This window comes from Protofrankia sp. CiP1_Cm_nod1, assembly GCF_920888515.1.
Lineage (GTDB): Bacteria > Actinomycetota > Actinomycetes > Frankiales > Frankiaceae > Protofrankia.
Genome location: NZ_CAKKTM010000460.1, coordinates 1 through 10,666 on the forward strand (window position 1 = coordinate 1; position 10,666 = coordinate 10,666).

10 protein-coding genes are annotated in these 10,666 nt (G+C 72.1%); 3 read left to right on the top strand and 7 right to left on the bottom strand.

What is annotated here, in order from left to right; genetic code table 11:
• Positions 1–8 precede the first annotated feature (8 nt).
• From NBX02_RS21760 to NBX02_RS21770, 3 genes are all read right to left on the bottom strand, one after another.
• Positions 9–1,427 carry a TadA family conjugal transfer-associated ATPase gene (locus NBX02_RS21760; protein ID WP_250286073.1) on the bottom strand — a complete coding sequence of 473 codons (1,419 nt, stop codon included), beginning with the start codon at positions 1,425–1,427 and terminating at the stop codon, positions 9–11.
• A complete protein-coding gene (gene ssd, locus NBX02_RS21765) occupies positions 1,424–2,539 on the bottom strand; it encodes a septum site-determining protein Ssd (RefSeq protein ID WP_250286072.1) in 1,116 nt (371 codons plus the stop codon). The genes NBX02_RS21760 and ssd overlap by 4 nt, the downstream gene beginning before the upstream one ends.
• A 581-nt stretch (positions 2,540–3,120) precedes the next feature.
• On the bottom strand, positions 3,121–4,350 hold the full coding sequence (locus tag NBX02_RS21770) for a hypothetical protein (protein WP_250292845.1): 1,230 nt from the start codon (positions 4,348–4,350) through the stop codon (positions 3,121–3,123).
• A 529-nt stretch (positions 4,351–4,879) separates the two neighbouring features.
• On the opposite strand from NBX02_RS21770, the gene NBX02_RS21775 reads away from it, so the two are divergent.
• On the top strand, positions 4,880–5,377 hold the full coding sequence (locus NBX02_RS21775) for a phage holin family protein (RefSeq protein WP_250286070.1): 498 nt from the start codon (positions 4,880–4,882) through the stop codon (positions 5,375–5,377).
• A 193-nt stretch (positions 5,378–5,570) separates the two neighbouring features.
• On the top strand, positions 5,571–6,485 hold the full coding sequence (locus tag NBX02_RS21780; RefSeq protein WP_250286075.1) for an alpha/beta fold hydrolase: 915 nt from the start codon (positions 5,571–5,573) through the stop codon (positions 6,483–6,485).
• A 79-nt stretch (positions 6,486–6,564) separates the two neighbouring features.
• Here NBX02_RS21780 and NBX02_RS21785 read toward each other — a convergent pair whose 3' ends face one another.
• From NBX02_RS21785 to nth, 4 genes are all read right to left on the bottom strand, one after another.
• Positions 6,565–7,749 (bottom strand): MarP family serine protease, encoded by a 1,185-nt coding sequence (locus NBX02_RS21785; RefSeq protein WP_250286069.1) that lies wholly within the window; start codon positions 7,747–7,749, stop codon positions 6,565–6,567.
• Positions 7,750–7,769: 20 nt separating this feature from the next.
• Positions 7,770–8,246: a cupredoxin domain-containing protein gene (locus tag NBX02_RS21790; RefSeq protein ID WP_250286068.1), complete on the bottom strand. Its 477-nt coding sequence runs from the start codon at positions 8,244–8,246 to the stop codon at positions 7,770–7,772.
• Between the two features lie 368 nt (positions 8,247–8,614).
• Entirely contained in the window at positions 8,615–9,577 is a 963-nt protein-coding gene (locus NBX02_RS21795; RefSeq protein WP_250292849.1) for an NUDIX hydrolase, read from the bottom strand.
• Complete coding sequence (nth, locus tag NBX02_RS21800; protein WP_250292853.1) at positions 9,574–10,299, bottom strand: endonuclease III; 726 nt, start codon at positions 10,297–10,299, stop codon at positions 9,574–9,576. The genes NBX02_RS21795 and nth overlap by 4 nt, the downstream gene beginning before the upstream one ends.
• Before the next feature lie 130 nt (positions 10,300–10,429).
• Between nth and NBX02_RS21805 the strand changes: the two genes are divergently transcribed.
• On the top strand, positions 10,430–10,666 hold the full coding sequence (locus tag NBX02_RS21805) for a hypothetical protein (protein ID WP_076842429.1): 237 nt from the start codon (positions 10,430–10,432) through the stop codon (positions 10,664–10,666).

Consider the following 10,666-nt stretch of genomic DNA (forward strand, 5'->3'; position numbering starts at 1 on the left):
GGCCAGCATCACCGACCACCGGCGGCGGCGCGGAGCAGGTCAGGGCGCGGCCCGCCGCGCTCGGCGAGCATCCGGTCGAGAACCCGCGCCCCGGCCCCGGCCACGACGACCTGGGGAGTGTCCAGGTAGCCGTCCCCGTGGCCGCTCCCGCTGTCCCGGGGGTCACGCGACGGCGGGCGCCGGCGCAGGCACAGAGCGTCCAGTACATGCACAAGCCCGCTCTGGTCGCGGAAGAGCACGCCGATCTCGCTCAGCCGACGGATTCCGTCACGATCTCGCCTGAGGTGGACGATGGCCTGCACCGCCGAGGCGAGCTGGCTGTGCAGGGCCGTCCGGTCCAGGCCCGCGAGCGCGGCAAGCGCCTCCATCCGGGCTGGCAGATCGGCCGCCGCGTTCGCGTGGACGGTGCTCAGCCCGCCCTCATGACCAGTATTGAGCGCGACCAGGAGATCCACGACCTCGGCGCCGCGGACCTCGCCGACGACGATCCGGTCAGGCCGCATCCGCAGTGCCTGACGTACCAGATCCCGCAGGTCGATACCGCCCGCGCCCTCGATGTTCGGCGGCCGGGACTCCAGGCGGACGACGTGCGCCAGGTCCACGACGAGCTCGGCGGTGTCCTCCACGATCACGACCCGGTCGGCGGGGTCGACCCGGCCCAGCAGCGTGCCCATCATGGTCGTCTTGCCCGAACCGGTGCCGCCGGTGACCAGGGTGGCCAGCCTGCCCCGCACGAGCGCGTCCAGTGCCTCGGCCATGGCGGGGGCGACCGTGCCGGTCGATACGAGATCGTCCAGGGTGAACGGACGCGGCCGTGGGATCCGCAGGGACAGGCAGGTGCCCGTGACCGCGACAGGCGCGAGCACGGCGTGCAGGCGGGTGCCGTCGCCGAGGCGCGCGTCGGTGAACGGGGTGGCGGCGTCCAGGCGCCGGCCGGTCGCGGCGGCCAGCCGGACGGCGAGCCGGCGTACCGCGTCGTCGTCGGGGAAGGTGATCCCGCACCGCTGGAGGCCGCTGCCGCGGTCCACCCAGACCTCCGCCGGCCCGTTGACCAGGATGTCGGTGACGAAGGGGTCGGCCAGCAGCGGCTCAAGCGGGCCGGCACCGACAAGCTCCGACTCCAGCGACCGGTAGAGATCCAGCGAGTCGCCGTCGGCAGGGCCGGTTTCGGCCCGGACGGCCGCCGCGATGCGCGCGGACGTCATCGCGGCGCCGGAGCCGACCAGCCGTCGGCGGATCCCGGCCAGCAGCTCCTCGTCAGGGTGCGCGGCGTCCGCGGTGCCGGGAGGGACAGCGGTGCCGGGAGGGACAGCGGCCGGCATCGTCAAGGGGCGTTCCGGGCCCCTCCGCTGGACAGTGATGTGATCGTGGGAGTGGTATGGCGCGGCCCCGGGCGTGGAGCGCTCGGCGGCGGAATACTCGTTCATGCTGCCACGTCCGGACGGGCCAGGCCGAGGTCGTCGAGGATCCGGCCGCTGACCCGGGCCAGCGAGCTGCGGCGCCGGCCGCCCGGCGGTTCGCCCCGCTCCAGCCCGGAGGCGAGGCCCTGGTCGTGCCGTAGCGTCCCGGCCACCGGCAGCCCGAGCGCGTCGGAGACGACATCGGCCTGCAGCCTGGCCGGGCCTGGCAGGCGCACAACGACACGGACGTCGGCACAGTACCGGTTGACCGTGTCGCACACCCGGCCGGCGGCGGCGACTGCGCGGACCTCGGCCGGCACGACCACAAGGATGAGCTCGGCCATCTGCATGGCCGCGGCCGCGGTCAGGTCGGGAAACCGGGGAAGGTCGACCACCAGCAGATCGTTCCCGCGCCGGACACTGGCCATGGCCGAGGTCATGACGGACGGTGTGATCGCCGTCGGGCTGGTCCTGTCCCAGGAGAGCACGGGGAGTTCCCCGAGGCAGGGCAGCACCCCGGTCAGTGCCCGGCGTGGCAGCCGGCCGTGGGCGGACACCAGATCCGGCCAGCGCATCCCGGGCCGCTCCTCGATACCGAGGGCGAGGTCGATGCCGCCGCCGAGCGGGTCGGCGTCCACCAGGACCGTGTCGTGGCCACGGCGCAGGGACGCGAGGGTCAGCGCGATCGCGAGGCTGGTGGCCCCCGCGCCGCCGCGGCCGCCCACCACGCCGATCATGGTGCCGTACCGCTGGTCCGGTTCGGTGGCGTCGACGAAGACGTCGATCAGCCAGTCCTCCGCGTCGGGGAGGAAGGCGACATGCTCGGCGCCGAGCCGGACCGCGGCCTCCCACACCCCGCCGTCGTCGAGGTCGGAGCTGACCAGCACGATGCCCGGACGCCGGGGGAGCCCGAGCGCGACGCAGGACGGCACCCGGTCGGCCCCGACGAGGATGAGCGGGGCGCTGTTCCAGTACCGGCGGGCGAGGTCGGCGTCGGCCACGGCGTCCACGGTGGCTCCGGCCGTCGCGGCGAGCCGCAGGAGATCGTCGAGCAGCGGCGGTTCGTCGGTGACGACCAGCGGCCGGGCACCCGGCCCGGGTTCGGGAGCGAGGCTGGGGACGGGCGGTGCGGATGTCATGGCAGGGCCCTTCTGTCGTCGGATAGTGGGAGCCGTCGGATAGCGGGGACGGACGTCCACCATGACGCACATCGGGCCTGTGGATAATTCGTTCTCCACAGCCTCCGAATATGTTCTAATAAAAGATTTTCGGGCCGGTAATGATCGATCTACGTCGATGACGTCGACAGTCCACCGACGCCGATCCACCGACGCCGATCCACCGACCCGTTAATCTGTTGAGGCGGGCCGCTGGCTCGACGGCCGGACCGTGGTAGGATCGCCCCCGAGGTGAAGGCGCGGCTCGGTGGCTCGAGCCGCAGAAGCCGAATGCGGAAGAGTGCGCGTGCGGAAGTTGAGCGCGGAAGAGCGAGCATGATGCCGCCGGTCTGGATGGTCGTCCGTAACAGTCGCTGGTCAATGCTGGGTGACCATCCGGACGCGAGGCCGTGTGATCGAGTATCTGGTAGAGGCGGCCGGGGTCGCGTAACCTCGTGCAATTTACATTACTCTGAGTTATTTATGCTGGTCGCAGCACTGATCCAAAATTGATCAAATCTTTCGATCAAGTAAGGAGGATGCGGTCACGAGGCTCTTGACTTTTAGTTCGCCCGGACGACGGCCTCACAGATGGCCAGGGATTCACGGGCACCCAGTTCCAGCGCGTGGGCGTAATAAATGATCCATCGACGGACGCCTTCGGCGCCCGCTCCGGCGTAGGCACGGGCGGCGTCGGCATAGCCGTCGGTGGGCACGTTACCGGTAGCCGTATTGCGGGTAGCCGCATTTCTGGCGGTCATATCAGCGGTGGTCGTGTCGCTGATAGCCGTCGCGCTGGTGGTGATACGGCCGGATTCGACGTGGCCCACATCCGTCGCGGTCACGGCTTTCGGATCGAGACCGCGGCTGATGAGCACCAGCCGTCCGGCGGCCCGGGCGATGATGCCATCGAACGTACCGAACGGGCGGATGGTCAGCAGTTCGCCTTCCACGATCGCGGCCACGAGAATCGCCGGCGCGGAAGTCCGGGCCAGCAACAGTTCGGTGAGCCCGCTCAGCCGCGCGGCGGTCTCGGCAGGCGAGGGCGCCGGCCCCAGACCGAGGGGGTCTGCCGGATCCACGATGGCCGCGACGCCCGTTCCCCCGGCGGGCACCGCTGTGGGCGAGCCGCCGGAAGCCACCTGACCGCTGGAACCGGAAGCGGCCGGCCGGCCGGTGTGGGAGACGGGCGCGGGTGAAGCGTCCGCGGGCAGGAGGTCCGCGGACGAAGCAGGCGAGGCGGTGGGATGCTCCCGCTCTCTTGGCCGGCCGAGGTCGATGTCCGCGATGAGGCCGCGGGCGACAAGCACGTGCATCCGGGCGAGTGCCTGTCGCGGTGCCCGCTCCCAGGCGCCGCGCAGCGTCCCCAGTTCGGCGTAAAGCCGGATCGCGCCGAGTGTGACGTCGATGTCAAGGGCCCCGGCTGTGCCCGCCAGGCCACCGGCGGGTTCGTCACCCGGCTGTCCACCGGCCCCTTCGTTCGCGTCGGCGGCCGAGCCGCTGGCACCGCTGCCAGCGGTGCCAGCGGGGGAACCGGCACCGGGCGTCGCCGCTGGCAGGGCACGGTTCAGGCGCGCGCGCAGGGCCTCCAGGCCGACGTCGTGACCCTCCAGGGCAGCCGATGCCCGAGCGGCCCGCAGCGACACCTCGGTCGTCACCGCGGCGCTGCCGCGACGCATGACCCGGTGGCGCAGCAGGGCGTCGACGGACGACCGGGCCGCGGTGACCGCGTCGTGAACGCCCGGCAGAGCGGTGAGAAGAGCGAACGGATCCGACCCGGTGGCTGCGGTCATTGTCCGTACGCTACCGGGTCACCTCCGGACGGACATCCGGTCGCGTACGGGCCCGCGGCCGGCCCGCCGCAGGCCGGCAGCCCGCGGCCGGTCCGGGCAAGGGGGCGGATGGGAAAGATCCTCGTTCGGTCGTCACGCCCACCGACGTCCATCAGGCCCGGTCGCGACGGCCCGAACCGGCCGGGTACGGGCATCACAACATATCCGGGCCGCGCGCCGACGCCGGACGCGGCAGACTGCGCAGAGAACGCCTCAGCAACGAACGCTTCAGCAGCCCGGAGGCGGTACCGGTCCCGGATGTCGCAGAACCGGGGAACAGCGGATCACAGGGAGGCCCACAGCCGTCTCGGACATTCCGCAACCGCGCTTGACGACCATGGATGAACGGTGGATGTGTTGAGCTGTTGCCATCGGGCACCATGTGGTGACCTGGACGCTGTCAGGCGGCCCGTGACGCTGTGCCCAGCGTCAGGCGGTAGCCACGTCCATGCCGGTGGAGGACAGCCCGTGCCCAGAAGGAGGATCAACGGTGCCGACCCCTACACACGACCGCTCAGCCGGTCGGGAGGCGACGCTCGGCGAGCTCGTCGCCGTCGCGACACGGGACATATCACTACTCGTCCGGCAGGAGATCGATCTGGCGAAGGCGGAGCTGTCGAAACAGGCCGTGTCCGCCGGGCTCGGCGCCGGGCTCCTGGCCGGCGCGGCCGGCCTCGGGTTCGGCGCGCTGATCGCGATCACGATCGGGCTCGGTGAGCTGTTCACCTGGGCCGGCGTGGAGCGGTTCTGGTCGTACTTCCTCACGGCCCTGCTCTTTGTGCTCGTCGCATCCCTGCTGGCCCTGCTCGCGGCCACCCGGCTGAAGAAACTGTCGCCCCCGGAGCGCACGTTGCAGACGGTCAGGGACGATATCGCCTGGCTGAAGCACCCGACGGCGATCGTCGGGTCCAGCGTGAACCATGCCGGCGCGCACCGTTCCGACGGGAATCCGCTCAGCCACCGGGAGGACACCGTCCCCGTCCGCTGAACCGCTCGTCGAGCCGGCTCGTCAGTTGAGCCAGTGAGTCGGCTCGTCAGAGACGGACCGGTCGCGGGCGAGCTGGCCGCAGGTGGGCCGGCCGGCCGAACCGGTCCGCTGACGCGCTCCGGCGGACGCCCCGGGCCCACCTGGCACGGCGGACATGCCGTCCCGAACCGGCTGTCTGTCATGCTGACGTGTGATGGAGGCTGCCGTTCCCGAGCCCGGCGTCGTCCTTGTGGATGGCCCGTGGCATCACCGTGACGTGTCCGCGAACGGCACCCGGCTGCACGTGGCCGAGCTTGGCGAGGGCCCGCTGGTGCTGCTGCTGCACGGGTTCCCCCAGTTCTGGTGGGGCTGGCGCCATCAGCTCACCGGGATCGCCGCTGCCGGCTACCGGGTGGTCGCCGCCGACCTGCGCGGCTACGGGGCCAGCGACAAGCCCCCCCGTGGCTATGACGCCTTCACCCTGTCCGACGACGTCACCGGGCTGGTACGGGCCCTCGGCGAACGGGATGCTGTGATCGTCGGGCACGACTGGGGCGGCCTGGCCGGATGGACGACCGCGGCGCTGTGCCCCCGTCTCGTGCGCGGGCTGGTGGTGCTCTCCATGCCGCATCCGCTGCGGACCCGGCACGAGATGCTGGCGAACCTGCGCGGGCAGGGTGCCGCCGGCCGGCATCTGATCACCTTCCAGCTGCCGTGGCGCCCGGAGCGGGTACTGGTCGCCGACGACGCGGCCTATGTCGGTGAGGTGCTGCGGGCGTGGGGCGGCCCGGGCTATCCCGACGCCGAGACGGAGGCCCGCTATCGCGAGGCGATCCGGATTCCCGGGGTCGCGCACAGCTCGCTGGAGTACCACCGTTGGGTCTTCCGGTCGTTGTTCCGGCCGGACGGGGCCCGTTTCGCCGCCGCGTTGCGCCAGCCGGTGTCCGCCCCCACCCTGCAGCTGCACGGGCGCCTCGACAGGTTCATGCTCCCGTCCACCGCGCAGGGCTCAGGGCGCTACGTCAGCGGCCCCTACGAGTGGAAGCTGCTGGACGGGGTCGGCCACTTCCTCCCGGAGGAGGCCCCGGACGTCGTCACCAAGGAGATCCTCTCCTGGCTGGCGCGGTGAGGCCACCCCGTCCGGCCGCGGCTCCCGTCCGGTCACAGATCCTGGCCGGCTGCGGCTCCCGGCCAGTCGCGGCTCCCGGTCAGTCGCAGCCTCGGGTACTGACGGCGTTGGTCGTGGTCTGACCGGCGGCGGCCAGGTCGTCCACCTCGGCGCTGGTCAGCACGTACCCGGTGTCCGAGTCGTTCGTGGCGGCGGCGAACACCACGCCGTAGACGGCGCCCTGCTCGGACAGCAGCGGCCCACCGGAGTTGCCCGGCAGCACCTGCCCACGGACGGCGTATATGTCACGGAGCACCGTGCCCTGGGAGTAGATGTTCGGGGCCCTGGCGGTCTGGCGGTTGCGGATACGGGCCGGCGCGGTCGTGTACGGGCCGTCCTGGGGGTATCCGGCGACGATCGCGTCGTCTCCCGCACGGCCGGGCGGGTTGTTCTGGAAGGGCAGCGGCGTCCGGCGCAGGCCGGGCACGTAGAGGACGGCGATGTCGGTGTCGGGGTCGAACAGCACGACCCTGGCCGGCAGGGTGCTGTTGCCCACCTCGACCTGGGGCCGGGTCACCCCGGCGACGACGTGGGCGTTCGTCATCACCCGTTCCGTCGCGTAGACGAAGCCGGTGCCTTCGACCCGCTTGGAGCACGATGGCGCGATCCCGCGGATCTTCAGGATGCTGTTCGCCGCGGCCTGCACGGCCGGGGTGTTCTCGGCGGTGGTGTCGGGTGGTTCGACCGGCACGATCTGCCCTCCGCCGAGACCGGAGAAGACCTCGGGGAAGCCGTTCTGGTCGACGAGCCTGCGCAGGTCGGCGAAGGCGTCGCGCACGGCGTTCGGCATGGCCGCGTCGACGGTCCGCAGGACCTCGGAGCGGCGGACGTGCTCGGCGAGGGTGGTGAACGGGGACCGGTCGACCGCCGTTGCCAGCAGCCACGCCACGAGCAGCACCGAGATACCGGAGAGCACCGCGCCAGCCACCGAGTCGACGGTCTGGCCCGGCCGCCAGGTGAGCCGGTCGCGTAGGGCCGCCCCGAGCGCCGTGGCGGCGATCTGCCCGATCAGGGCGAGGCCGAGGACGACGAGGATGCCGATGAGGGGGCCCTGCGACTCCGCGTTGATCATATCCGCGAACGGTGTCGCTATGTGCGCGCCGAGGACGCCGCCGCCGAGGAACCCGATGAAGGACAGCGCTCCGACCACGAAGCCCTGCCGGTAGCCGGACACGGCAAAAACGATCACAGCGATGACCAGGACGAGGTCAAGGATGTCGAACACCTTCGGCTGCCCGGTATCCGCTAGCCGACCGTCAGCGTGCCGTGCATGTTCGGATGGATCGTGCAGAGGAACGAGTAACTGCCCGGTTTGTCGATGGTGAACGTGACCGACTGTGATGTGCCTGCCGAAGTGACGCTGGTGCGGGCCTCGGGGATCTCCGGGATCACGAAGTTGTGCGGGGCGGAGCCCGCCGGCACCGTCAGGTTTACCCGGATCTTCCCAGGCCGGGCCGTCAGGGCCGAGGGGGAGAACTCAAGGGACGCGGTGCCGACCACGTCGAAGACCTGGACGCCATTTTCGATCTTTGGCGTGGCGGTGGCGGCGGCCGAGGGCGGGCCGGCCGGTGTGTCGCTCCCACAGCCGCTGAGCCCGAGCCCGAGCACAACGACGGCGAGCATGAGGGCCAGCGTGCCCGGGCGGGCCGTTCGACGGCGGCCCGGCCTGCCGGCGCTGGGCGCCAGGCCCGGGAGAGCATCCGGGCCGGTCATTACGCTCATTGCTGCCTCCGGTCCTTGTCGCCCTTCGCCGACGGCCGTCCGTTTAAGGGCCGTCCGTTTAAGGGCCGTCCGTTTAAGGGCCGTCCGCTTAAGGGCCGTCCGCTTAAGAACACTGTCGTCCCTGGTGTCCGGGCCGGGCGCGGATCTGTCATCGATCTGTCCGTGGAGCTGGGTGGGTCGCGGGGAGCACCGGGGACTTCGGCCCGCGCAGCCCGCCCGGTGGGCCGAGGCCCGTCCGGTGGGCCGAGGTCCCGACTGGTCACCGGCCGGGCTGACGGTACCGCCCGCGGGGCGGCTCACCCGGAGCGGGCCTGCGGTTCCGGCGGTCTCCACGAACGGTTGTGACGCTGCGTGTGCGTCCGGGTGGTTCATCCGGAGTCGTCCGTCGGCTCCGAGGCCCGGCCGGGGCAGGTGGACGCCGGCCGGGCGTCCACCGTGGGTGCCGGCGGGGTGCCCGTCACCGGCGACTCGACCTGTTCGGCGGGCAGCCAGAGGCGCTCCCAGCCGCCCATCCGCAGCAGCGCGTCGATCAGCCCGCCGGTGAAGCCCCAGATGAACATCTCCTGGACGCGGAAGGCCGGTCCCAGCGCGCCCGTCCTGCGATGACGGACCTGCAGCCGGTTCGCCGGGTCGGCCAGGTGGGTGATCGGTACCCGGACGACCGCGGACGTCTCGCTCGGGTCCACCGGCGCGACCGGGCACGGTGTGTGCCACCACCCCAGCACCGGCGTCACCAGGAAGTGGCTCGGCGGTATGTAGAGGGCGGGGCCGGTGGCCAGGAGCCGCACGCCGGTCGGGTCGAGGCCGACCTCCTCCCTGGCCTCCCGCAGCGCGGTCGCGGCCGGGGAGGTGTCGGTGGGGTCGGTCGCCCCGCCGGGGAAGGCCGACTGGCCGGCGTGGCTGCGCAGGCTCGCCGCACGTTCGATGAGCAGGATGTCGGGCCCCTGGGGGCCGTCGCCGACCAGCATGAGGACGGCCGCGGGACGCCCGTCGGCCGCGTGCAGCCCGGTCCAGGAAAGCTGGTCGGGATGGGCGGTGCGCAGGGCCGTCGCCAGGCCCGCGAGCCAGGCGGGCACGCCGGCCCCGGCCAGGCTGTCCGTTCCGGCCAGGCTGTTCGTTCCGGCCGGGCTTCCTGTCGGGGCCGCTTCGGCCGGGCTTCCTGTCGGGGCCGGGCCGGCTGGCGGCGCGGGGCTGCCCGCCCCGGCCAGGCCGCGCGCTCCCGCCAGGTGGTGGCCTCCCACCGGGCCGGGCCGGGCCAGCCGCCCCGGGCCGTCGGCCCCGGCCAGCCCGTCGAGATCGTCCGGGCTGTCCGGATACGCGGCCGTGTTCACCTGGCCGCTTCGGCGTCGGCGCGGACCAGCCGAGCGGCCTGTGCCGGCGTGGTCGCGCCGAGGCCGAAGGACGGGCACAGGCGGGCGATGCCGCACACGCCGCACGCCGGCCGCCGGGCGTGGCAGACCCGCCGGCCGTGGAAGATGAGCCGGTCGGATGCGATCGTGTAGTCGCGCCGTTCGAGCAGCCCGGCGAGGTCGCTCTCGACCCTGACCGGGTCGGTGCTGGTGGTGAGCCCGAGCCGGCGCGAGAGCCGTCCGACATGGGTGTCGACCGTGATGCCGGGCTGGTCGAAGATGTGCCCGAGCACGACGTTGGCGGTCTTGCGGCCGACCCCGGGGAGGGTGACCAGGTCGTCGAGGCGCGGCGGCACGGTCCCGTCGAAACGGTCGGCCAGGGCGGCGCCGATCCCGATGAGCGAGTTCGCCTTGGCCCGGAAGAAGCCGGTCGGCCGCAGGATGGCTTCGAGTTCCGCCCGGTCGGCGGCGGCGTAGTCGTCCGCGGTGCGGTACTTCGCGAACAGCGTCGGGGTTACCTCGTTGACCTTCTTGTCGGTGCACTGGGCGGACAGGACGGTGGCGACGAGGAGCTCGAGGGGATTGCCGAAGCTGAGCGCGATCCGTGCGTCCGGGTGGAGCTCGCCGAGTACGCGGACGATCTTCCGGGCTCGCCGTGTCCGCGCCAGCGGGCTTTCGGTGGCGGCGTCGGCGAGGGTGGACACGTCCACAGGGTATCCGGTAACCGGATCATCGCGTTCTCCGGCCGGGGGACCGGGTGTGTCCGAGGTCGCATCGCGTATCCTGACCCCGCGTGTCAGTTACGCAGAGTCGTCCCCCACCATGGTGCCCGCCATGTTTCTGATTGCCGCGATCTCGTTCCCGCTCCTGCTGCTGGGCCTGCTGCTCGCCATGGAGCGGGTGGAGCGTCCCCTGCGCATGGCCGACTCGGGCCAGGGCCTGGAGGGCTTCCTCGACAACGCCCGCCCCGACGAGGTGAACACGTTCGTCTCCCAGGGCTTTCCGGCCGCCCTGGAGCGTTACCGCCGCCGTCTGCGGCGGTCGGCTCCGGGTAAGCACCGGGCGACCTGA

Bases quoted from the DNA above. Each gene is read 5' to 3' on its own strand.
- NBX02_RS21760 (WP_250286073.1), bottom strand. From the start codon at position 1,427: ATGAACGAGTATTCCGCCGCCGAGCGCTCCACGCCCGGGGCCGCGCCA.
- ssd (WP_250286072.1), bottom strand. From the start codon at position 2,539: ATGACATCCGCACCGCCCGTCCCCAGCCTCGCTCCCGAACCCGGGCCG.
- NBX02_RS21770 (WP_250292845.1), bottom strand. From the start codon at position 4,350: ATGACCGCAGCCACCGGGTCGGATCCGTTCGCTCTTCTCACCGCTCTG.
- NBX02_RS21780 (WP_250286075.1), top strand. From the start codon at position 5,571: ATGGAGGCTGCCGTTCCCGAGCCCGGCGTCGTCCTTGTGGATGGCCCG.
- NBX02_RS21790 (WP_250286068.1), bottom strand. From the start codon at position 8,246: ATGAGCGTAATGACCGGCCCGGATGCTCTCCCGGGCCTGGCGCCCAGC.
- NBX02_RS21805 (WP_076842429.1), top strand. From the start codon at position 10,430: ATGTTTCTGATTGCCGCGATCTCGTTCCCGCTCCTGCTGCTGGGCCTG.